The sequence below is a fragment of the Achromobacter sp. MYb9 genome (assembly GCF_002975275.1).
Classification (GTDB): Bacteria; Pseudomonadota; Gammaproteobacteria; order Burkholderiales; family Burkholderiaceae_B; genus Achromobacter.
Genome location: NZ_PCOQ01000001.1, coordinates 13,879 through 37,248, shown reverse-complemented (window position 1 = coordinate 37,248; position 23,370 = coordinate 13,879). Strand labels below are relative to the sequence as shown.

At 65.0% G+C, this 23,370-nt stretch carries 19 protein-coding genes; 14 read left to right on the top strand and 5 right to left on the bottom strand.

Annotated features, from left to right (window positions below; all coding sequences use genetic code 11):
- Positions 1-32 precede the first annotated feature (32 nt).
- A complete protein-coding gene (locus CQ050_RS00170) occupies positions 33-932 on the bottom strand; it encodes a recombination-associated protein RdgC (protein ID WP_088590243.1) in 900 nt (299 codons plus the stop codon).
- 151 nt (positions 933-1,083) lie between these two features.
- On the opposite strand from CQ050_RS00170, the gene CQ050_RS00165 reads away from it, so the two are divergent.
- Positions 1,084-1,293 carry a hypothetical protein gene (locus CQ050_RS00165; RefSeq protein ID WP_105554872.1) on the top strand — a complete coding sequence of 70 codons (210 nt, stop codon included), beginning with the start codon at positions 1,084-1,086 and terminating at the stop codon, positions 1,291-1,293.
- A 513-nt stretch (positions 1,294-1,806) separates the two neighbouring features.
- Here the strand turns inward: CQ050_RS00165 and CQ050_RS00155 are convergent.
- The 3 genes from CQ050_RS00155 to CQ050_RS00145 form a co-directional block, all read right to left on the bottom strand.
- On the bottom strand, positions 1,807-3,468 hold the full coding sequence (locus tag CQ050_RS00155; RefSeq protein WP_369868244.1) for an MFS transporter: 1,662 nt from the start codon (positions 3,466-3,468) through the stop codon (positions 1,807-1,809).
- Positions 3,469-3,688: 220 nt separating this feature from the next.
- Positions 3,689-5,065 carry a sensor histidine kinase gene (locus CQ050_RS00150; protein WP_105555534.1) on the bottom strand — a complete coding sequence of 459 codons (1,377 nt, stop codon included), beginning with the start codon at positions 5,063-5,065 and terminating at the stop codon, positions 3,689-3,691.
- A 115-nt stretch (positions 5,066-5,180) separates the two neighbouring features.
- Positions 5,181-5,870 (bottom strand): response regulator transcription factor, encoded by a 690-nt coding sequence (locus tag CQ050_RS00145; protein WP_006218337.1) that lies wholly within the window; start codon positions 5,868-5,870, stop codon positions 5,181-5,183.
- A 388-nt stretch (positions 5,871-6,258) separates the two neighbouring features.
- Between CQ050_RS00145 and recA the strand changes: the two genes are divergently transcribed.
- Positions 6,259-7,320: a recombinase RecA gene (gene recA, locus CQ050_RS00140; RefSeq protein WP_105554869.1), complete on the top strand. Its 1,062-nt coding sequence runs from the start codon at positions 6,259-6,261 to the stop codon at positions 7,318-7,320.
- A gap of 124 nt (positions 7,321-7,444) precedes the next feature.
- On the top strand, positions 7,445-8,134 hold the full coding sequence (gene recX / locus CQ050_RS00135; RefSeq protein ID WP_105554868.1) for a recombination regulator RecX: 690 nt from the start codon (positions 7,445-7,447) through the stop codon (positions 8,132-8,134).
- A gap of 590 nt (positions 8,135-8,724) precedes the next feature.
- On the opposite strand, the gene CQ050_RS00130 is transcribed toward recX, so the two are convergent.
- Positions 8,725-9,642 (bottom strand): LysR family transcriptional regulator, encoded by a 918-nt coding sequence (locus CQ050_RS00130; protein WP_105554867.1) that lies wholly within the window; start codon positions 9,640-9,642, stop codon positions 8,725-8,727.
- A 186-nt stretch (positions 9,643-9,828) separates the two neighbouring features.
- Between CQ050_RS00130 and metE the strand changes: the two genes are divergently transcribed.
- From metE to CQ050_RS00080, 11 genes are all read left to right on the top strand, one after another.
- Complete coding sequence (gene metE / locus CQ050_RS00125; RefSeq protein WP_105554866.1) at positions 9,829-12,126, top strand: 5-methyltetrahydropteroyltriglutamate--homocysteine S-methyltransferase; 2,298 nt, start codon at positions 9,829-9,831, stop codon at positions 12,124-12,126.
- Positions 12,127-12,298: 172 nt separating this feature from the next.
- A complete protein-coding gene (locus CQ050_RS00120; RefSeq protein ID WP_105554865.1) occupies positions 12,299-16,297 on the top strand; it encodes a Pls/PosA family non-ribosomal peptide synthetase in 3,999 nt (1,332 codons plus the stop codon).
- The gene (locus CQ050_RS00115) at positions 16,294-16,896 is read left to right on the top strand and encodes a 4'-phosphopantetheinyl transferase superfamily protein (RefSeq protein WP_105554864.1); all 603 of its coding nucleotides are present in this window, start codon (positions 16,294-16,296) and stop codon (positions 16,894-16,896) included. The genes CQ050_RS00120 and CQ050_RS00115 overlap by 4 nt, the downstream gene beginning before the upstream one ends.
- A gap of 82 nt (positions 16,897-16,978) precedes the next feature.
- Positions 16,979-17,581, top strand: coding sequence for a DUF2889 domain-containing protein (locus CQ050_RS00110; RefSeq protein ID WP_105554863.1), 603 nt, complete (start codon positions 16,979-16,981; stop codon positions 17,579-17,581).
- A gap of 10 nt (positions 17,582-17,591) precedes the next feature.
- The gene (gene sucC, locus CQ050_RS00105; protein WP_105554862.1) at positions 17,592-18,752 is read left to right on the top strand and encodes an ADP-forming succinate--CoA ligase subunit beta; all 1,161 of its coding nucleotides are present in this window, start codon (positions 17,592-17,594) and stop codon (positions 18,750-18,752) included.
- A gap of 22 nt (positions 18,753-18,774) precedes the next feature.
- On the top strand, positions 18,775-19,656 hold the full coding sequence (gene sucD / locus CQ050_RS00100) for a succinate--CoA ligase subunit alpha (RefSeq protein WP_006218345.1): 882 nt from the start codon (positions 18,775-18,777) through the stop codon (positions 19,654-19,656).
- A gap of 282 nt (positions 19,657-19,938) precedes the next feature.
- Positions 19,939-20,637, top strand: a complete 699-nt coding sequence (locus CQ050_RS00095) for a TerC family protein (RefSeq protein WP_105554861.1) — start codon at positions 19,939-19,941, stop codon at positions 20,635-20,637.
- Positions 20,638-20,751: 114 nt separating this feature from the next.
- A complete protein-coding gene (locus CQ050_RS00090) occupies positions 20,752-21,468 on the top strand; it encodes a TerC family protein (protein ID WP_105554860.1) in 717 nt (238 codons plus the stop codon).
- A complete protein-coding gene (locus CQ050_RS31235) occupies positions 21,455-21,577 on the top strand; it encodes a hypothetical protein (protein WP_006218348.1) in 123 nt (40 codons plus the stop codon). Before CQ050_RS00090 ends, CQ050_RS31235 begins: the two co-directional genes overlap by 14 nt.
- A 9-nt stretch (positions 21,578-21,586) precedes the next feature.
- Positions 21,587-22,534, top strand: a complete 948-nt coding sequence (gene hemC, locus CQ050_RS00085; RefSeq protein WP_105554859.1) for a hydroxymethylbilane synthase — start codon at positions 21,587-21,589, stop codon at positions 22,532-22,534.
- Positions 22,534-23,334 carry a uroporphyrinogen-III synthase gene (locus CQ050_RS00080; RefSeq protein ID WP_105554858.1) on the top strand — a complete coding sequence of 267 codons (801 nt, stop codon included), beginning with the start codon at positions 22,534-22,536 and terminating at the stop codon, positions 23,332-23,334. Before hemC ends, CQ050_RS00080 begins: the two co-directional genes overlap by 1 nt.
- Positions 23,335-23,370: the final 36 nt, after the last annotated feature.

The window sequence follows — 23,370 nt, the reverse complement described above, 5'->3', positions numbered from 1 at the left end:
GCCTGTGCTTTTCCAGCAGCTTCCAGCGCGGCTTAAATTTTCTTTTCGCCGCCCAGCGCCTCGACCAGCTCGGCCATCATCTTGGCGAGTTCGCCCGTCATCAGCATCATGTCGGAATCGAATTTCTCGTCGTCGTTGGCCGCGACGCCTTCGTTGCCTTCCTTCAGCACGTCCAGCGGCGAGACGCGCTTGACGTCCAGGCCTTCGGTCAGGACGAAGGAGATGCGGTCGGCCCACGTCATGGCCAGGCGCGTGCACTGCTTGCCCGACTGGATGTGGCGACGCACGTCGTCGGCGTCGATCGAGTGCTTCACGTAGCGGATGGCTGCGCCGCTTTCACCGGACGAACGCAGTTCGGTGTCCTGGTCGATGGTGAAGTTGGAGGGGGCCTCGTCTTCGGCCAGCCAACCCGTCATGGCGGACGCGGGCGATTGCGCCACGTACAGGTTTTCGAGCGGGAACGGGTCCACGCATTTGGCCAGCAGGCCAATGACTTCGTCGGCCTTCGCCGAGGCGGCGGCGTCGATGACCAGCCAGTGGTTCTGCGGGTCGATCCAGACGCGGGTGTCGCGGTACACGCTGAAGGCGCGCGGCAGGAGTTCATCCGTGACGCGTTCCTTGATTTCCTTCATCTGCTTGCGGCCCGGCTTGTAGCCTTGCTGCTCTTCGATTTCCTGGGCGCGCGCCTTGGCGACCTGGTTCACGACGGTGCCGGGAAGAAGCTTCTTTTCGGCGCGCAGGGATAGCAGGATCTGGCCGTTGACGACGTGGGCAAGCCCGCCGTTTTCGCGCGGCGGGACCCAGCCTAGGCTTTGCATTTCGAGGTTGTTGCCCGCTTGGTAGGCGTGGCGCGCAAGCGTTTCTTCAAGCTGATCGCCAACGAGAGTCCACGGCGAGGAGAGGCGGTAAATCTTGAGGTTTTTGAACCACATGAGCGTCGGCCAAAAGGGTAGATTCTATACGACGCGGACAGTTTGCCGAAGTCCTGCAATACGGTTGCGACAGGCGACACGTTCTGTCACTGACACATGCGGTGCTATGCGTTAACTTCCGCGCACCGACATGGAATCGGAGAGGAACTACATGAAAATCATTGGCGCCATCCTGATCGTCCTGGGCATCGCGGCCCTGGCCTACAAGGGCTTCAACTACAAGTCCGAAGAAACCGTCTTGCAGATCGGTTCGGTGAAGGCCACGGCCGAAACCGAGAAGTCGGTGCCGATCCCCGCTTGGGCCGGCATCGCGGCCATCGTGGCGGGTGTGCTGGCGATTGGCGTCGGCATGCGCCGTTGACAGGGCGGCCGGCCCCGCCGGCCCTCGACTCGACCATGGCGGCCGCTTTGCGGCCGCCATTCTTTTGTCCGCGCGCAAAAAAAGCGGCCCGGCTCAATAAAGGCCGGGCCGGTACGGGAGCACACAATACCGCGTCATAAAAGGCTCGCGGGGAACGCGGTATCGGTGTCAGAACACTAGCCCTGCAATCGTCTGACAGGGGGATCAATCGTCAGCCGATCTGGCGCAAGGCCGTAATCTGAAGCGCCAGTCTAAGCGCGAGGGTCTGACATCGTCCTGAAAGTGCCGAAGAGATTTTGGGCCGGGGGCGAAGGTGCGCGGCGATAGCCGCCACCTGCCTCCACGACCTTCGCAAGAATGGCCTTTTCCCCGCCGGGCCGCCCCAAGGGGAAAAAGCCCCCTCGGGGGGCAGCAAGCGCGAAGCGCGTAGCGTGGGGGCGAAAAAAAAAGCTCCATAAGGAGCTTTTAAAGGCCGGGCAGGCGCAGCAGTCCCACCCGGCGGGGGATGGTCGTTTAGGCGTTGATGTCGTTGTCCTTGGATTCGCGCACGAACAGCGTGCCGATGACCAGGGTCATGACTGCGATGATGATCGGATACCACAAGCCGTCGTAGATGTTGCCGGTGGCAGCCACCACCGCGAAGGCGACCGGGGGCAGGAAGCCGCCGAACCAGCCGTTGCCGATGTGGTACGGCAAGCTCATCGAGGTGTAGCGGATGCGCGTCGGGAACATTTCCACCAGCATGGCGGCGATGGGACCGTAGACCATGGTCACGTACAGGACCAGGATCGCCAGCAGCACCACGACCATGACGTTGTTGGTTTGCGCCGGATCCGCCTTGGCCGGGTAGCCGTGGCCGCGGATCGCGGTGGTCAGCGCCTTGTCGAGTTCAGCGGCCTTGGCCTTGAAGTCGGCGGGGGCCATGCCCTTGCCGTCGAACGAGGCGAACTCGTCGTTGCCGATCTTGACCTTGGCAACCGCGCCGGCCGGGGCCGCTTCGTTCTTGTAGTTCACCGAGTTGCGGGCCATGAAGGACTTCACGACGTCGCAGGAGCTGGTGAATGCGGACGTGCCCACCGGGTTGAACTGGAACGAGCAGGTGCCGGGGTCGGCGATGACCGTGACCGGGGCGGTGGCCTGGGCCTTTTCCAGCGCCGGGTTGGCGAAGTGGGTAATGCCCTGGAAGATCGGGAAGTAGGTCGCCGCGGCGATCAGGCAGCCCGCCATGATGATGGGCTTGCGGCCGATCTTGTCCGACAGCGCGCCGAAGACCACGAAGAACGGGGTGCCGATCAGGAGCGCGATCGCGATCATGATGTTGGCGGTGTTGGCGTCGACCTTCAGCGTCTGCGTCAGGAAGAACAGCGCGTAGAACTGGCCCGTGTACCAGACCACGGCCTGGCCGGCGGTCAGGCCCAGCAGCGCCAGGATCACGACCTTCAGGTTCTTCCATTGGCCGAACGATTCAGCGATCGGGGCCTTCGAACCCTTGCCTTCTTCCTTCATGCGCTTGAAGGTGGGCGATTCGCTCAGTTGCAGGCGGATCCACACCGAGATGCCCAACAGCACGACCGAGATCAGGAACGGAATGCGCCAGCCCCAGGCTTTGAAGTCGTCTTCGCCCATCACCGTGCGGATGCCCAGGATGACCAGCAGCGACAGGAACAGGCCCAGCGTTGCGGTGGTCTGGATCCACGAGGTGTAGAAGCCACGACGGCCGTGCGGGGCGTGTTCGGCGACGTAGGTCGCCGCGCCGCCGTACTCGCCGCCCAGCGCCAGGCCTTGCAGCAGGCGCAGCACGATCAGGATGGCTGGAGCGGCCAGGCCGATGCTGGCGTAGCTGGGCAGCACGCCGACCAGGAATGTCGACAAGCCCATGATCACGATGGTGACCAGGAACGTGTATTTGCGGCCGACCAGATCACCCAGGCGTCCGAACACCAGTGCGCCGAATGGTCGCACGGCGAAGCCCGCGGCGAACGCCAGCAGCGCGAAAATGAAGCCCGCGGTGGGGTTCACGCCCGAGAAGAAGTGTTGCGCGATGATGGCTGCGAGCGAGCCATATAGGTAGAAGTCGTACCACTCGAAAACCGTGCCCAGGGACGACGCGAAGATGACGCGGCGTTCATCCTTGGTCATCGGGCGCGGTTCCGCGGAAGGACCGCGGCCTGCCATGGTTGTTGTGCTCATGATGTCTCCTCGTTTTTTGGCCAGCGGTTCTCCGCCGTGCTTGGCCCTCCGCCGGCGAGCCGACATCGAGCTATACGCAACATTGAGGCGCTAGGCTGACGAGGTTCTGACGTAACCCTTACCCGAATCTTAAATTTGAAACATTATGTAATCGTTCCGCGCGGAGCTAGGGATAGTCCTTAGGGGCGCAATCCGCCCCTGCCGCTCAACTTTCAAGCAGATCCGGCTCGTCGGCGTACCGCGGGAACACCACGCGGATGCGGGTGCCGGGCAGGTCCGAATGGGGGGTGGGGTGATCGCTGATCAAGACGGTGGCCTGATGTTTTTGGGCGATTTCGCGCACGATCGCCAGGCCCAGCCCGCTGCCGTCCGACCCGGTGCCCAGTACGCGGTAGAACCGGTCGAACACGCGCTCGCGCTCTTCGAGCGGGATGCCGGGGCCGGAATCCTCGACTTCCAGAACGGCTTCCTCGCCCACGCGCTGCACGCGTACCGTGATGTGGCCGCCACGCGGCGTATAGCGCAGCGCGTTGTCCACCAGGTTGTTCAGCAGCTCTGCCAGCAGCAACGGGTTGCCGCTGATCTCGACGGGCTCGTCCGAGCCCTCGAAGCCCAGGTCGGTGCTGAGCGACAGCGCCTGCGGCACCCAGTGCATGGCCTGTTCATAGGCGATGGCGTTGATATCCGTGCGCGTCAGGCCGATGGCGCTGGGGTTTTCGGCGCGCGCCAGCAACAGCAGCTGATTGACCAGCCGCGTCGCGCGTTCGGATCCGGTCACCAACTGGCGCAGGCTGGACTGCATCTCTTCGGGGCTGGCGTCGCGCAACGCCAGTTCGGCTTGTGTGCGCAGGCCCGCCAGCGGCGTCTTCAACTGATGCGCGGCATCCGCGACGAAGCGGCGCTGCGCCTGAACGTTGGCCGACAAGCGGTCCAGCAGGTCGTTCATCGCCGCGACCAGCGGGGCGATTTCGGACGGCGCCGCGCGTTCGTCGATGGGGGAAAGGTCGTCGGGACGCCGGGCGCGCAGGCGTTGCTGCAGGGCGTTCAGGGGCGCAACGCCGCGCGACAGCCCGAACCACACCAGCAGCACGGCGATCGGCAGCACGACGAACTGCGGAATGATCACGCCCTTGATGATGTCGTTGGCCAGCTGGGTGCGCTTTTCCACCGTTTCGGCCACGATCAGCAGCGCTGGCTGGGTGTTGGGCAGATTCAGATCGACCCACGTGAACGCCAGGCGGATGCCGAAGCCGCGCATGGTGTCGTCTTCGTACTGGACTTCGCCGGGGCGCGGCTGGCCCACCGAGGCCGGCAGCGGCAGGGCGCGGTCACCGCCCAGGTATTCGCCGCGGCTGCCCAGCGCCAGCCAGAACACACTGTCGGTTTCGTCGGCGCGCAGCACGTCGCGCGCGGGGTCGGTCATCTTCAGGATGGCGCGGCCGTCCTGGGCGTGGACCTGGCGGGTCAGCACATGGAGGTTGTTGGCCAGCGCCCGGTCGTACGGCACGTTGGCGATATTTTGCGCGACCACATAGGTGATCGCGACGCTCATGGGCCACAGCAGGAACAGCGGCGCCAGCATCCAGTCCAGGATTTCGCCCAGCAGCGAACGCTGGGGCGGTGCGAAGCTTGGGCCTTTGGAGCCGGCTTGCAAGATATCCAGTGCTTCCTGATTCAGCGGCTCGGGCCGCGTGGATTCAGCTGGCGAGGTACGCGGCACCCTGGTCCCGCTCCAGACAGTAGCCCAGTCCGCGCACGGTCACGATCTTCACGCCGCTGGGTTCGAGCTTCTTGCGCAGCCGGTGCACATAGACCTCGATGGCGTTGGTGCTGACTTCCTCGCCCCATTCGCACAGGTGGTCCACCAGTTGCGTCTTGCTGACCATGCGGCCGCTACGGGTCAGCAGGATTTCAAGCAGACTGACCTCGCGCGCGGACAGGTCCAGTGTCTGGTCATCCACGATGGCGACGCGGCCGGTCTGGTCGAACAGCAGCCGGCCATGCTTGAGCATCGTGGCGCCCCCGCCGGCACCGCGCCGGGTCAGCGCCCGCACGCGCGCTTCCAGTTCGGACAGCGCAAAGGGTTTGGCCATGTAGTCGTCGGCGCCCAGGTCCAGGCCCTTGACGCGTTGCTCGATGCTGTCGGCGGCGGTCAGGATCAGGACGGGCAGGGCGGAATTGCGGGCGCGCAGGCGGCGCAGCACTTCCAGGCCGGCCAGTTGCGGCAGGCCGAGATCGAGGATGAGCAGGTCGAACGCCTGGGCAGCCAGCGCCGAATCGGCGGCCAGCCCGTCACGCACGGCGTCCACGGCATAGCCGTTGTGGCGCAAGGACCGGGACAGGCCATCGGCCAGAATGCTGTCGTCTTCGGCGATCAGGATACGCATGGGCTGCTAGTGAAGAGGTCCCTCCTGTGCGGCCACCGCTTTGCGCGCTTGGCCTGCCCCGCATGGGAGGCTGTCCGCCTTGTTAATCCGCTTGATGGGCGGGCCCGGCGGCGGAATAGGGACGAAACGCCGGGTTCGCTTTGGATTCTGTCATATGGCGGGGGGCTTGCCCACTCAGGGTATACGTGCAAAACTGTGGCACACTGGTTTTTTGTACAGTACAATCCGATGCCATAATCTGCACTTGGATGAAAAGCGCAGCGCAGATTTCCGGCGCAAGCCTGCACAGCAAGCCCGAACAGCAAGCCCGCATAGCAAGCCCGCATAGCCTGACCGGCGACTTCTCCGGCACCCTTCGACACCAGATACGTTACAGACAGGACTCTACATGGACGACAAAACCACCAAGGCCGCCGCTTCGGAAAAGGCCAAGGCGCTTGCCGCCGCGCTTTCGCAGATCGAAAAGCAGTTCGGCAAGGGCTCGATCATGCGCTACGGCGACAACGAGGTCTCGCATGACATCCAGGTCGTTTCCACGGGTTCCCTGGGGCTGGACATCGCACTGGGCGTCGGCGGCCTGCCGCGCGGCCGCGTGGTTGAAATCTACGGCCCGGAATCGTCGGGCAAGACGACGCTCACGTTGCAGGTCATCGCTGAAATGCAGAAGATCGGCGGCACCTGCGCTTTCGTCGACGCGGAACACGCGCTGGACGTGCAGTATGCCAACAAGCTGGGCGTCAACCTGACCGACCTGCTGATCTCGCAGCCGGATACGGGCGAGCAAGCGCTGGAAATCACCGACGCGCTGGTGCGTTCGGGTTCGGTCGACCTGATCGTCATCGACTCGGTGGCCGCGCTGGTGCCCAAGGCTGAAATCGAAGGCGAAATGGGCGATTCGCTGCCCGGCCTGCAAGCCCGCCTGATGAGCCAGGCGCTGCGCAAGCTGACCGCCACCATCAAGCGCACCAATTGCATGGTCATCTTCATCAACCAGATCCGCATGAAGATCGGCGTGATGTTCGGCAACCCCGAAACCACGACCGGCGGCAACGCGTTGAAGTTCTACGCCTCCGTGCGCCTGGACATCCGCCGCATCGGCTCCATCAAGAAGGGCGATGAAGTCGTCGGCAACGAGACCCGCGTCAAGGTCGTGAAGAACAAGGTCGCGCCGCCGTTCAAGCAGGCCGAGTTCGACATCATGTACGGCGCCGGCATCTCGCGCGAAGGCGAAATCATCGATCTGGGCGTGGCTGCCAGCGTGGTGGACAAGTCCGGCGCGTGGTACAGCTACAACGGCAACCGCATCGGCCAGGGCAAGGACAACGTTCGCGAATACCTGAAAGAGCACAAGGAAATTGCCATCGAGATCGAAAACCGCGTTCGCGAAAACCAGGGCATCGTCAGCCGTGCCGCCGAATTCGTGCCGACGGCGGAAGACGCCGCCGAATAAGCCATCTTGCGGCTGCCCGCGGATCTCCGCAGGCGGCTCGTACATTGGCCGTGCCTTCGGGCTGGCGACATGCGGCAGGCGCCATGACGGGCCTGCCGTTTTTGCATAGCAAGCAGGAAAGCGCATGAGCTGGAAACCGACCCTCGCGTCAGCCGACCGTCTTCGCGCCAAGTTGGATGACGAGTTTGAAACCGTCGCCAAGCCTCAGGGCTTGCGGCGCACGTCCGATGCGCGCCGTGAACAGGAAGCTGTGGCCCCCACGGTGGATACGGGCGAATGGCAACGCAGTTCCGAGCAGCGCGCGCCCGCCCGTGGCCGGCGCGCCGCCAGCGTTGACGGCCAGGCGGGCGCCGACGACGGCAAGCCCGAACGTAAAGGGCCTTCGTTGAAGATGCGGGCCGTGGGGTATTTGTCGCGGCGAGAACACGCACGCGAAGAGCTGGCGCGCAAGCTTTCCGCCTACGCCGACGATGCCGCCGAGGTCGAGGCCGTGTTGGATACGCTGGAAAAAGAAGGCTGGCTATCCACCGAACGGTTCGCGCAAAGCCTGGTGCACCGGCGTGCGTCGCGGCAAGGCGCGGCACGCATCGTGCAGGAGTTGCGCCAGCATGGCGTTGACGACGTTCAGGTGGCCGAGTTGCGCGACCAGTTGCGCGCCACCGAGTACGACCGCGCGCTTGAAGTCTGGAAGAAGCGCTTCGACGCCAAGCCCGCCGACGGCGCGGCCTACGCCAAGCAAGCCCGCTTCCTGGCCAGCCGCGGCTTCGCGCACGACGTCATCCGCCGTATCGTGGGCGACCACGACGAAGAGTGATCGCGGCGTGGGGGCCCTTTTTACCGCAGGGCCGCCCCAAGGTAAAAAAGCCCCCTCGGGGGGCAGCAAGCGTGCGAAGCACGCGCGGCGTGGGGGCCCTTTTTACCGCAGGGCCGCCCCAAGGTAAAAAAGCCCCCTCGGGGGGCAGCAAGCGTGCGAAGCACGCGCGGCGTGGGGGCCCTTTTTACCGCAGGGCCGCCCCAAGGTAAAAAAGCCCCCTCGGGGGGCAGCAAGCGTGCGAAGCACGCGCGGCGTGGGGGCCCTTTTTACCGCAGGGCCGCCCCAAGGTAAAAAAGCCCCCTCGGGGGGCAGCAAGCGTGCGAAGCACGCGCGGCGTGGGGGCCCTTTTTACCGCCGGGCCGCCCCAAGGTAAAAAAGCCCCCTCGGGGGGCAGCAAGCGTGCGAAGCACGCGCGGCGTGGGGGCCCTTTTTACCGCCGGGCCGCCCCAAGGTAAAAAAGCCCCCTCGGGGGGCAGCAAGCGTGCGAAGCACGCGCGGCGTGGGGGCCCTTTTTACCGCCGGGCCGCCCCAAGGTAAAAAAGCCCCCTCGGGGGGCAGCAAGCACGCAAGGCGTGCGCAGCGTGGGGGCACTATTTAGCGGATTTAATCCCTGACAGTGTTTTGAAGCAGACGTCGCGGGTGATGCTCAGGAATTCACCGATGTAGGACGCGTCCGTGTCTTCGCTGCGGACCGTCGCGTACAGGGTGCGCCACACGCCTTGCGGCCCCAGACGGCATTGCCGCAGCCAGCCCTGGTTCATATATTCCGTCAACGCCCAGTTCGGCAGCGCGGCCACGCCGCGGTTGCTGGCCACCAGTTGCGCGATGATTGGCGTGAGTTCCGCCTTGCGGATGGCGGCGGGTTCCACATCGGCCGGGTCCAGGAAGGCGGTGAAGACGTCCAGGCGCTGCTTGTCCACGGGATAGGTGATGAGCGTCTGGTCGGCCAACTGGTCGGGCATGACGAATTTGCTGCCCGCCAACGGATTGGACTCCGACACCGCCAACACCAGTTCGTACTTGAACAACGGCAGGTACTCGACCGCTTCCAGCGGTTGCGGGTCCGACGTGATAACCAGATCCAGGTCGCCGCGCACCAGGGCGGGCAAGGGGGCAAACGAAAAGGCGGCCGACAGGTCTAGCGCCACGTCCGGCCATTGCACCCGAAAGGCGTCCAGCGCCGGCATCAACCATTGGAAGCACGAGTGGCAGTCGATGGCCAGATGCAGGCGGCCCGTGCGGCCTGCGGCCAGGCGCTGCAATTCGCGTTCGGTGGCGCGGATGCGGGGCAGCACCTCGTCCGCCAGCGCCAGGACGCGCAACCCGGCGGTGGTCAGGCGGGCCGGCCGGGTGCGCCGGTTGAGCAGGGCCGTGCCCAATCGGGTTTCCAGGTCGCGCAACTGGTGCGACAGGGCCGATTGGGTCAGGTGCAGGCGTTCGGCGGCTTCTTGCAGGCTGCCGCCTTCGCGGATGGCGGTCAGCGTTTCAAGATGGCGGATTTCTAGCATCGGTGTAGGCGCAGGGCGGCGGCGTCTGGCGAGTGCCCCGGCAGGCGCCGATTCCTCAGGGTGGAATGAACTTATATTGTATGAGGTTTCCTCATCTAATGAATGTAGACATTGATTTTGATTCATATAACTTCGCCTGCACAATAACCATCACTTGAGCAAATCTTGTCTAAGGGCGGTGTTGTCATGACTACTATTCATAATCTTGGGTTTCCCCGTATCGGCGCCCAGCGCGAACTGAAGCGCGCGGTGGAGGCATATTGGGCCGGCAAGCAAAGTGCCGAAGCGCTTGAAGAAACTGGCCGTGAATTGCGCGCCAGGCACTGGAAGCTGCAAGCCGTGGCTGGCCTGAAGTTCGTGCCCGTGGGTGACTTCGCCTGGTATGACCAGATTCTGGAGTGGAGCACGCTGCTGGGCGCCGTACCCGCCCGTTTCGGCCAGAACGACAAGGAACCCGTGACGCTGGACACGCTGTTTCGCATGGGCCGCGGCCGCGCGCCCACGGGCAAGCCTGCCGCCGCCTGCGAAATGACCAAGTGGTTCGACACCAACTACCACTACATCGTGCCGGAACTGGTTCCCGGCCAGACGTTTCGCATTGCGCGCGAATCGCTGTTCGAGCAGATCAAGGAAGCGCAAGCGCTGGGCCACGCCGTCAAACCGGTGATCCCGGGTCCGCTGACCTGGCTGTACCTGGGCAAGGGCGATGCTTTTGTGGCGGGCGCTGCCGACGAAGGCAAGCTGCAACTGCTGGCCGCGCTGCTGCCGGTGTACGAAGACGTGCTGGCCCGCTTTGCCAAGCAGGGCGTGGAGTGGGTGCAGATTGATGAACCCATCCTGGTGCTGGACCTGCCGCAAGCGTGGCGCGATGCCTTCAAGCGGGTGTATGCGGCGTTGGCCGCCAGCCCGGTCAAGCTGCTGATCGCCACGTACTTCGACGGGCTGAAGGACAACCTGGCCACCGCCCAGTCCCTGCCCGTGGCCGGCCTGCATGTAGACCTGGTCCGCGCGCCGGAGCAATTGGCCGACGTCGTGGCCGGCCTGCGCGCCGATCAGGTGCTGTCCGCTGGCATCATCAACGGCCGCAACATCTGGCGCACCGATCTGGACGCCGCCATCGCCGCGTTGGCGCCGATCAAGCGGCAACTCGGCGACCGCCTGTGGCTGGCTCCGTCGTGCTCGCTATTGCATGTGCCGGTGGACCTGGCCCGCGAAACGGAACTGGACGCCGAACTCAAGAGCTGGCTGTCGTTTGCTGCGCAGAAGCTGGAAGAACTGAGCCTGCTGGGCCGCGCGTTGGATAGCGCCACGGAACCCACGGTGCAGACGGGGCTGGTCGAGCAACGCGCCGCGTTGGCGGCGCGCCGTTCGTCGGCCCGCATCCATAATCCCGTGGTGGGCCAGCGCATGTCCGGCGCCGCCGGCGTGTCGCGCGACCGCGCGCCGTTCGCCGGCCGCATCGCCCGCCAGCAAGAACAACTGGGCTTGCCCGCCTACCCGACCACCACGATCGGTTCATTCCCGCAGACCGCCGAGATCCGCGCGCTGCGCCGCGACTGGAAGGCCGGCGCGCTGACGGACTCGGGTTACGAGACCGCCATCCGCAAGGAAATCGAGGAAGTCATTCGCTTCCAGGAAAAGGTGGGCCTGGACGTGCTGGTGCACGGCGAACCCGAGCGCAACGACATGGTGGAGTACTTTGGCGAACTGCTGGCCGGCTTCGCGTTCACCAAGAATGGCTGGGTGCAAAGCTACGGGTCGCGCTGCGTCAAGCCGCCGATCATTTTCGGCGACGTAGCCCGGCCCGCGCCAATGACGGTGGGCTGGTCGTCCTACGCGCAGTCGCTGACGGACAAACCGGTGAAGGGCATGTTGACCGGTCCGGTCACCATTCTGCAATGGTCGTTCGTGCGCGACGACCAGCCGCGTGAACAGACCTGCCGCCAATTGGCGTTGGCGCTGCGCGACGAAGTGGTGGATCTGGAAGCCGCCGGCATCAGCGTCATCCAGATCGACGAGCCCGCCATCCGCGAAGGCCTGCCGCTGCGCCGCGCCGACTGGAAGGCGTACCTGGACTGGGCCGTGGACTGCTTCCGCCTGTCGACCGCCGGCGTGCGCGATGAAACGCAGATCCACACCCACATGTGCTATTCCGAGTTCAACGACATCATCGAATCGATCGCCGCGATGGACGCGGACGTCATCACGATCGAAACGTCGCGCTCCAACATGGATCTGCTCAAAGCGTTTGAAGACTTCGACTATCCGAACGATATCGGCCCCGGCGTGTACGACATCCATTCGCCCAACGTGCCGGAAGTGGACTGGATGGTCGGCCTGATGGAAAAGGCGGCCGCCCGCCTGCCCAAGGAACGCCTGTGGGTGAATCCTGACTGCGGCCTGAAGACGCGCGCCTGGCCCGAAACCGAAGCCGCGCTGATCAGCATGGTGCAAGCGGCCCGCGCGCTGCGCCAATCGGCCTGACGACCGCCCGTCCGACCGCCAGCCTTCGGGGTGATCGGCGGCTTGGGCAAGCGCCCCTGGTTCGTGCGTTGCACGCACGAACCAGGGGCTTTTTTTATGGATGCTCTGAACGAATTTTGACGGCACGGGTCAATAAACAGAAAATCCCCACAGCCGGATCGTCGCCGTCCCTATGATTCTCCAAGGCCCTTATCGGCCCGATCTGCTTGCCGCGGAAACGTTGCCCGATATTCTGGAAGCCACGATTCTGCGGCATCCCGCCGCCACCGCCATCCACTGGCGCGATCAAACACTTGACTACGACGGGCTGGGACGGCGTGCCGATCTGGCCGCGCACCATCTGATCGAGGCTGGCGTGCGCGCCGGCCATATCGTGGGCCTGTGCCTGCCGCGCGGTGCCGATCTGCTTGTGATGCAGGCAGCCATCGCCAAGGCGGGCGCGGCCTGGTTGCCATTCGAATCCGATACGCCACCCGACCGCATGCACGCCTGTCTGCAGGATGCGGGCGCGCAGGGGCTGATCGCGTGCGCCGATGTGCGCCTGGATGGCCTGATCACATGGACACCCGGTGAACTGTCGACGCCTGTCGACGGCGTCTTGCGCAAGCGCGAGGAGCTGCTGCCCGAGCATCCCGCCTACGTGATCTACACGTCCGGCTCGACCGGCAAACCGAAGGGCGTGCCGATCAGCCAGGCCGCCATCTGCCATTTCCTGCGCAGCGAAAACGCGGTGCTGGGCGTGCGGTACGGCGACAAGGTCTACCAGGGCTTCTCGGTGGCCTTCGACATGTCGTTCGAAGAAATCTGGATCAGCTACCTGGTCGGCGCAAGTCTGTGGGTCGCCCCCAAGATGTTGACGACCGACCCCGAAGGTCTGCCCGAGGCGCTGGCGCGGGAAGGCATCACCGTGCTGCATGCCGTGCCGACCCTGCTGGCGCTGTTTGCGCGCGACGTGCCCGGCTTGCGGCTGGTGAATCTGGGCGGCGAGGTGTGCCCGGACTTTCTTGTGCCGCGCTGGGCCACCCCGGGCCGGCGTCTGTTCAACTCTTATGGCCCGACGGAAACCACGGTATCGGCCAGCCTGGCGGAATTGCTGCCGGGCCAGCCCGTGACCATCGGCACGCCGCTGCCCAATTACGGCATGCTGATTCGCGGCGAAGATGGCGCCGTGCTGCCGCAAGGGCAGGTAGGCGAGCTTTGCATCACCGGTCCGGGCGTGGCGGCCGGCTATCTGGGACGTGCCGAACTGACGGCGGAAAAATTCTTGCCCAACCCCAGGCCCGGCGGCAGTCATGACACGCGCATGTATCGCAGCGGCGATCTGGCTCGCATCGACGAACACGGGCAGATCCAGTGCCTGGGCCGCAGCGATGACCAGGTGAAGGTGCGCGGGTTCCGCGTCGAACTGGGCGAAATCGAAGCAGCGCTGTACCGGCAGCCGGGCGTGGGCGCGGCGGCGGTGGTGTTGCGCGATCTGGCAGGCATCGACCAGCTGGTGGCGTTCGTGAAACCCGAGGGCGAGGCGCGGCTGGACCTGCATGCCTTGCGGGCCGCGCTGGCGCAGGATCTACCCGCCTATATGATTCCGGCGCGTTTTGAACGGGTGGCCGAGGTGCCGCGCCTGACGTCCGGAAAAATCGACCGAAAGGCGCTCAAGGCGCGTGAACTGGACACCGTGTCCGAACCCGGCGGCGAAGACGACGATGCCGTCACCCCTGGCGAACAGGCGCTGTTCGACGCGTTGCGTGCGCTGTTCCCCGGCCAGCCGCTGCGTCTGGCCAGCGATTTCTTCCGCGACCTGGGCGGGCATTCGCTGTTGGCCGCGCGGTTGGTGTCCGCGTTGCGCAAGCATCCGCCGTTGTCGGCGCTGACGATGCATGACCTCTATCAGCACCCTGGCCTGGGCGCCCTGGCGGCGCGGCTGGATGCGTTGACGGCCGCACCGCCCACGGCGGCGCAAGATGAAAGCGATGGCAGAAGTGCGGGCGCGACCCAGGCCGACGATGTCGCCAGCCGCGTGCCGGAATGGCGGCGCTGGCTCTGCGGCCTGGGCCAGCTTGCCGCGCTGCCGCTGCTGATCGGCGTGCGCATGCTGATCTGGCTGACGCCGTTCTTCACCTATCACTATTGGACAGGCGATGAGGGCGACTCGGTCTGGCGCGCGGTGGCGCTGTCCATCGCCAGCTATCTGGCTTGCAATCTGCTGAGCTTCGGCGTGGCCGTGGCCTGCAAATGGGGCATCCTGGGAAGACTCAGGCCGGGCCGCTATCCGCTGTATGGCTGGCGCTTCTATCGTTGGTGGCTGGTGGACCGGGTGTTGGACATTCCGCCAGCGCATCTGCTGGCCGGCTCGCCGCTGCAGGGTTGGTACCTGCGCGCGCTGGGGGCGCGCATCGGCCGCGACGCCGCCATCGGCCGCATCTCGGTCCGCGCGCCGGACCTGCTGTCGATTGGCGATGGCGTCAGCATCGGGGCCGCCGTCAACCTCGAGAACTTCGTGGTGCGTGGCGACGTCTGGGAAGTGGCGCCGATCACGTTGGCGGACAACGCCCACGTCGGATCGTACGCCGTGCTGCAAGGCAACGTGTCGATGGGCGAGGGCGCGCGGCTGGACGGCCTGTCGTCGCTGGCATCGGGGGCACGGGTGCCCGCCGGACAGGTGTGGACGGGCGCGCCTGCGCGCCACGACCCTCTGGCGACCAAGCCCGATCTGCCGCCTCGCCCCGCGCGCGCAGGGCGCCTGCGCCAGCTGGACGTGATGGCTTACGCCCTGGGCGGCACGCTGATCGCGGCGTTGTTCTTCATGCCGGTGTTTCCCAGCTTCGTGCTGATCGATTGGATCGACGCGCGCTGGCTGGACCTGATGGGCGACCGCGTGTCCTGGCCCTACGCCTTCCTCTGCTATCTGCTGCTGGCGCTGCCCGCCAGCGCCTTGCTGCTGTTGTTGACGGTGCTGGTGTCCGCCATGCTGCGCTGGGCGCTCCTGCCCAGATTGACGGGCGGGCGCTGGCCGGTCTACGGGCAGATCTATCTGCGCCGCTGGCTCACCAACCAGATCCAGGAATCCAGCCTGAGCGTGCTGCATGGCTTGTATGCGTCGATCTACGCCGGCACCTGGTACCGGCTGCTGGGCGCGAAAGTCGGACGCGGCACCGAAATCTCCACCGCCATGGGAATCGTGCCCGACATGCTGACCCTGGGCCGCGATAGCTTCATCGCCGACGGCGTCATGCTGGGCGACGAGGAAATCGATCGCGGGTGGATGACGATGCGGCCCACCGTCATTGGCAACCGCACCTTTGTGGGCAACGGCGCCTATGTGCCCGACGGCTCGGTGCTGCCCGACGACGTGCTCATCGGGGTGCAGAGCCGGGCGCCGGCGAACGGCCGCATGGCCAGCGGCCAAACCTGGCTGGGCAATCCGCCGCTGGCCTTGCCGGCGCGCGAGCAGACGGCGGGGTTCGCCGCGCATCTGACGTTCCGGCCCAGCCTGGGCCGCAAGGTCGCGCGCGGTGCGGTCGAGGGCATGCGGATGATCCTGCCGCTGGCGGTCGTGATCGCGGTGGGCTATTTGACCGTCATGAAGATCATCCCGATCGCCGCGGCCCAGGGTTTCCTGGCCGCCTTCGATGAACTGATGCTGGCGGGCGTGCTGTACGGCCTGGGCACGTTCCTGTTCCTGGTGCTGCTGAAGTGGGCGCTGATGGGGCGGTACCGGCCGCGGGCCGAGCCCATGTGGACGCCGTTCGTCTGGAAGAGCGAGGCGGTGACCAGCTTGTACGAGTCGATCGCAGTGCCCAATTTCTTCAACTTCCTGCGCGCCACGCCCTGGCTGCCGCTGGCGCTGCGCTGCATGGGCGCCCGCATCGGCAAGCGCGTATTCATGGACACCACCGACGTCACCGAATACGACTGCGTCCTGATCGGCGACGATGCGGTGCTGCATGCCGGGTCCGGGCCGCAGACCCACCTGTTCGAGGACCGTGTCATGAAGATCGGGCGGGTCCACATCGGCCATGGCGTCAATGTCGGTCCCCGCAGCACGATCCTGTACGACACCCAGGTCGAGGACCGCGCCGTGCTCGGGCCCCTGACCCTGGTGCTGAAGGGCGAAACCATCCCGGCCGGGCAGGCCTGGATGGGCAGTCCGGCCACGCCGTGGAAACGATGACGGCCGCTCTCGCCGCGCCGATGACCGCGCCGGCGCTACGGCTGACCGGGGAGGGCGCGCCGGTCGAGTTGTGGCTGCTGCACGTGGTCGCGGGCCGGGAAAGGCAGCGCCTGGCCGCCCGGGCCTGGTTGGCGGCGGAACGGGTGCGCCGGGGAGAGGCGCAGGCAGGCTGGATCGAGACGCCCAAGGGGCCCGCCCCGGCTGCGGGCTCGCGGTGGAACAGTTCCTTGTCTTACTGTGGCCCTTATATTCTGTGCGGCCTGTCGCGCCTGGGCATGCCGGGCGTGGACCTGGCCGCCGTGGATGGCGGGGCCGGGGGCGGGGAAGGCGACATCGACGTTGCCCGGCTCTACTGCGGGCCGGCGGCCGCGGCCCGCTTGGCGGCTTGCGAGCCAGCCGGACGCGCGGACGCCTTCGCCCGCGCCTGGAGCGCACTGGAAGCCCGGTTAAAGGCGTGCCGCCGCGGATTGGAGGAATACACGCCCGTGCGCGAATGCCATTTGGCCGCCGCGCGCCTGACCAGCCAGGTGCGCCACGAGGGTCTCTGGGCCTCCGCCGCGCTCTGTCCCCCAGAAAACGACCCGCGGCAAGCCGGTTGAGGCCCGGCTGCCTGCGCTATACTTTCAAGGTTTTGTTGCCGCGCACCATGCGCAGGCCATCTTCGCCCCGCAGGCCCCCAGCATGCCCTTGCCACCGCCGGATTACCCTCGTCAACCGCTACACACGCGTTCCATACGCGTGCAGTCGTATGCGCGCGAGGACGGCAACTGGGATCTGGAAGCCGAGCTGATCGACGTGAAGGCGTACGATTTTCCCAAGAGCGACGGCAAGATGTTCAAGGCCGGGCAGCCCATCCACCATATGCACCTGCGCATCACCATCGACGAGAATTTCTCGATCGTGGCGGCGCAGGCTGTCTATGATGCGGCCCCTTACGGCGGTCATTGCATGGCCATCGAGCCGGCTTACACTGATCTGATCGGCATGAATCTGCTTAAGGGATTCCGCCGCCAGGTCAAAGAGCGGTTCGGGCACGTGGAAGGCTGTACGCACATGACCGAGCTGTCGCAGGTGCTTCCCACCGCGGCAGTCCAGACCATGGCCAACCGCCGGCGGCAGGAAACCAACCCGAACCGGCGTCCATTCCAATTGGATGGCTGTCATGCGCTCAGCACTGGCGGTCCGGTGGTGGCTGAGCACTATCCCAAGTGGTACACCGGGGGTAGCGCTGAGGCATCGGCCGATTCGTCCTCCGATTCACCTTCTCTTTCTCATACGTCCTGACAGGTAACACATGAAAATCCACGAGTATCAAGGCAAGGAACTGCTGAAGCAATTTGGCATCCCGGTGCCGCGCGGGATCCCCGCTCTTTCCGTCGACGAGGCCGTGGCTGCCGCTGAAAAGCTGGGTGGACCGGTTTGGGTCGTCAAGGCACAAATTCACGCGGGCGGCCGCGGCAAGGGCGGCGGCGTCAAGCTGGCGCGCTCGCTGGACGACGTCCGCAAGCTGGCCTCGGAAATCCTGGGCATGCAGCTGATCACGCACCAGACCGGCCCGGAAGGCCAGAAGGTTCGTCGCCTGTACATCGAAGACGGCGCCGACATCCAGAAGGAATACTACGTGTCGCTGGTCACTGACCGCGCCACGCAGAAGGTGGCCTTCATCGCTTCCAGCGAAGGCGGCATGGACATCGAGGAAGTGGCTCACTCCACGCCCGAGAAGATCATCACCGAATACATCGACCCGCTGACCGGCCTGTCCGCCGAGCAAGCCACCAAGATCGCCAACGCGATCGGCCTGCCCGCCGACTCCACCGCCCAAGCCGTGGACGTGTTCCAGAAGCTCTACAAGTGCTACATGGACACCGATGCTTCGCTGGTCGAAATCAACCCGCTGAACCGCGACGGCAAGGGCAACATCATCGCCCTGGACGCCAAGTTCAACTTCGACTCCAACGCCCTGTTCCGCCACCCGGAAATCGTCGCCTACCGCGACCTGGACGAAGAAGATCCGGCTGAAATCGAAGCCAGCAAGTTCGACCTGGCCTACATCCAGCTCGACGGCAACATCGGCTGCCTGGTGAACGGCGCCGGTCTGGCCATGGCCACGATGGACACCATCAAGTTGTTCGGCGGCGAGCCGGCCAACTTCCTGGACGTCGGCGGCGGCGCTACGGCCGAGAAGGTCACCGAAGCGTTCAAGATCATGCTCGCGAACAAGAGCGTGAAGGCCATTCTGGTCAACATCTTTGGCGGCATCATGCGCTGCGACGTCATCGCCGAAGGCGTGATCGCTGCTTGCAAGGCCGTCAACCTGAACGTGCCGCTGGTCGTCCGCATGAAGGGCACCAACGAAGAACTCGGCAAGAAGATGCTGGCCGACTCCGGCCTGCCGATCATCAGCGCCGACACGATGGCCGAAGCCGCCACCCGCGTCGTAGCGGCCGTCAAGTAAAAAAATACCCAAGGATTCACAAATGTCGATTCTGATCAACAAGGACACCAAAGTCATCACCCAGGGCATCACGGGCAAGACGGGCCAGTTCCACACCCGCATGTGCCGTGAGTACGCCAATGGTAAAGCTGCCTTCGTGGCCGGCGTGAACCCCAAGAAAGCGGGTGAAGACTTTGAAGGCGTGCCGATCTTCGCTTCGGTGAAGGAAGCCAAGGCCGACACCGGCGCAACCGTGTCCGTCATCTACGTGCCGCCCGCCGGCGCCGCCGCCGCCATCTGGGAAGCTGTCGAAGCCGAACTGGATCTGGTGATCTGCATCACCGAAGGCATCCCCGTTCGCGACATGCTGGAAGTCAAGAACCGCATGAAGGCCAAGGGCAGCAAGACGCTGCTGCTGGGCCCGAACTGCCCGGGTCTGATCACGCCGGACGAAATCAAGATCGGCATCATGCCGGGCCACATCCACCGTAAGGGCCGCATCGGCATCGTCAGCCGTTCGGGCACCCTGACGTACGAAGCCGTGGCGCAAGTCACCGAACTGGGCCTGGGTCAATCCAGCGCCGTCGGTATCGGTGGCGATCCCATCAACGGCCTGAAGCACGTTGACGTCCTGAAGATGTTCAATGACGATCCCGACACCGACGCCGTCATCATGATCGGCGAAATCGGCGGCCCGGACGAAGTCAACGCTGCCGAGTGGGCGAAGGACAACATGAAGAAGCCGGTCGTCGGCTTCATCGCTGGTGTCACCGCTCCTCCCGGAAAGCGCATGGGCCACGCGGGCGCCCTGATCTCCGGCGGCGCCGACACGGCCGACGCCAAGCTGGAAGTCATGGAAGCTTGCGGCATCCGCACCACGCGCAACCCCTCCGAAATGGGCAAGCTGCTCAAGTCGGTGCTGTAAGTCTTTCAGCATTGCGCCAAAAAGCCCGCTTCGGCGGGCTTTTTTTTGTCCGTGCACAGGGGTAAAGGCGTGGAATTCCCGGGCGAACCTAGGGAAATCCCGTGTCCATATCGCGGTCGTCCAATCATACGGAAAGCTGAACGAAACTATAATGAAAGAAATTTCGCACGTACCCAGCAAGAATGCCGTCGGGCTCGCACCAAGACGGTCAGTACGGCTTTCGTTTTTTTTCATCCATTAATTTGGTTTGTCCTAGGGGGATCACACCTAGGAAAGAGAGGCATGGAACTCAGTTCAGCGGCATTCTGGATAGCGCTGCTCCAGATCATTTGGGTCAACATCCTGCTATCAGGCGACAACGCCGTGGTGATTGCGCTGGCGGCGCGTTCGTTGCCCCCGGCCCAACAGAAGAAAGCGATCACGATCGGTTCGGCCGCCGCGATCATCATGCGTATCGTGCTGACCCTGGTGGCAGCCAAATTGCTGCTGCTGCCGTGGCTCAAGCTGATCGGCGCGTTGCTTCTGGTCTACATCGGCGTGACGCTGCTGATGCCGGAAGGCGACGAAGACGGCGCAGGCAAGACGCAAGGCAATCTGCTGACTGCAATTCGCACTATCATGATTGCCGATCTGGTCATGAGCCTGGACAACGTGGTGGCGGTTGCCGCCGCCGCGATGGGCGACACGACCTTGCTGGTTTTGGGCCTGGCCATCAGCATTCCGTTGGTCATCTTCGGCAGCACGCTGCTTCTGAAGGTCATCGAACGTTTTCCGCTCATTGTCTGGGTGGGGGCGGCGCTGCTGGGCTTCATCGCAGGCGAATTGCTGGTGGGCGACCCCGCCCTGCAGGAACCGGTGGCGCGCATCGACGCGGCATTGGGCGTCACGCATCACAGCTTCGAGCTGATGACGGGCGCACTGGGTGCGGTGCTGGTGTTGGCAATTGGTAAAGTTTTGCTGATGCGCCAGAAAGCTGACTGAAAGCTGAATTACAATAATCAGTTGTTTTGAATGATCCTGCCGTGCATGGCACGGCGGGATGGCCGGCTCGGGACCGGCCTTTCTTTTCATATAAATGCCTTCGGGGGTTCTATAGTGCTTGAGTTTTTCCAGACGCTGAGTTGGGCAGCGGTATTCCAGATCATCCTCATCGACATCCTGCTGGGCGGCGACAACGCCGTCGTGATCGCGCTGGCTTGCCGCAATCTGGCACCCAAACAGCGCATGCAGGGCATCCTGTGGGGTACCGCGGGCGCCATCATCCTGCGTGTCGTGCTGATCGCTTTCGCACTGACGCTGCTGTCGATCCCGTTCCTGAAAGTCGTCGGCGGCCTGCTGCTCGTCTGGATCGGCGTCAAGCTCTTGGTTCCTGAAGACGATGCGCATGGCAACGTGAAGGGTGGGACATCCATCGCCGCGGCCATCAAGACCATCATCATCGCCGACTTCGTGATGAGCCTGGACAACGTGATCGCCATTGCCGGCGCAGCCCAGAACGCCCATGCCGACCATCAGATCGGTCTGGTTGCGTTCGGCCTGATCGTCAGCGTGCCGATCATCATCTGGGGCAGCACGCTGGTCCTCAAGCTGATCGACAAGTACCCGTTGGTGGTTACGTTTGGCGCCGCCTTGCTGGGCTGGATCGCTGGTGGCATGCTGATTACCGACGTTGTTGTCGAACGTCAATTCGGTGTTCAGCCCACTACGGTTAAAATCGCCGCTGAAATTATCGGCGCCTTGCTCGTTGTTGTCCTTGGACGGTGGCTGGCAAGCCGCAAAATCGCTTCCAAGGAATCCCATGAGTCTGCGTAGATCCGTTGATCCCCAGCAATCCGAATCGGGCCTGAGCCTCCTTCAGGGCCTTTTCGTGCTGGCCATCCTCGGGGTAGTCGCGACGGTCATCGTCTCCAATTTCGTTTGATGACGTCACGTGTCTCTTCCGCAACGCCTGGTCATCGCGACCCGCGCCAGCCGGCTTGCCCTGTGGCAAGCCGAGCATGTGCGCGACCGGCTGCGCACGCTCTACCCGGCGTGCGCGGTTGAGCTTCTTACCCTGACGACCCGGGGCGACCAGATCCTCGACCGCACCCTGTCCAAAGTGGGCGGCAAAGGACTGTTCGTCAAGGAACTCGAAAACGCGCTGCTCGACGGGCGCGCCGATCTCGCCGTGCACTCCTTGAAGGACGTGCCGGTGGATCTGCAAGCCCCGTTCGAGCTTTGCGCCGTCCTTGATCGCGCCGATCCGCGCGATGCCTTCGTGTCCAATCGCTATGCAACGCTGGCAGACCTGCCGGCGGGCGCAGTCGTGGGCACGTCCAGCCTGCGCCGCGAATCGCAGATCCGCGCGCGCTATCCGGCCCTGTCGGTCAAGCCGCTGCGCGGCAATCTGGACACGCGCCTGGGCAAGCTGGACAAGGGCGAATACGACGCCATCGTCCTTGCGGCCGCCGGACTGGAACGCTTGGGGTTGGGTGGGCGCATCAGCAGCCTGCTGGACCCGGCCGACAGTCTGCCGGCTGCCGGGCAGGGCGCGCTGGGCATCGAAATCCGCGACGATCGCGACGACATGCGCGCGTGGTTGGCGCCGCTGATCAGCGCGGCCACCACGTCCTGCGTGCTGGCCGAGCGGGCCGTGTCCCGCAAGCTGGGCGGCTCCTGTCAGGTGCCGCTGGCGGCATTCGCCGAGATCTCGGGCGACACGCTCTCGCTGCGCGCGCTGGTGGCTTCACCCGACGGCACGCGCATGGTCCATGCGACCCGCAGCGGTCCGGTGGCGGGCGCCGAAGCCCTGGGCATCGCCGCCGCGCAAGAACTGCTGGATGCCGGCGCAGCCGCCATCCTCCAGGAACTGCTGCAAGCCGACCCCCGGCCGGACTGATGTCCACGCCGCCGCGAGTCGCTGTCCTGACACGGCCCGCGGGCCGAAACGAAGCGCTGGCCGGCCGCCTGAACGACGCCGGCTGGTCGGTCTGCATGCTGCCTGCCCTTGAAATCCAGCCCCTGGACGTCGCCACCACGGACCTGCCGCGGCCGGCCGACTTTGACATGGTCGTGTTCGTCAGCGGCAATGCGGGCAAGCAGTACCTGGACCAACTGGCCCGCGCGGACGGGCCGTCCGTCTGGCCGGCCGGCACCATTGCCGCCACGGTCGGGCCCGCCAGTGCCGGGGGGCTGCGCGAGTCGCCCGGCTTTGGCGCGAATACAACAGTTCTGCATCCCGGCGAGGATGCGCCCAGCCATGACTCCGAGGCCTTGTGGCAGGTGCTTTGCGGGTTGCCGCAGCTACCGGCCCGCGTGCTGCTGGTGCGCGGCACCCAGGGCCGGGATTGGCTGGGAGACCGGCTTGAGGCGCACGGCGCGGCCGTTACGCGCCACGCGGCCTATCTGCGCCGCCCGGCCAGCTGGGATGCGGCGCAACTGGCGCCGCTGCGGCGCTGGGCGGATGCCGGCGTCAGCGCCACGTGGCTCATCACCAGCGGCGAAGGCGCGGATGCCGTGCGCGCCGGCCTGGACGCCGCGGGCCTGGCTTCCTGGTGGGAGCGATGCCGCTTCGTGCTGACCCATCCCTCGCTGGCGCGCCGCGTGCCGGCGGGTTGTCATGGCGATGCGCCACCAGCAATGGTAAAAATCTGCTTACCCAACGACGAGTCGATTTTCCAGGCTTTTGTTGCTGCTTGATTCGTTGCATCGGACAGACACCGAATACAATCGCGT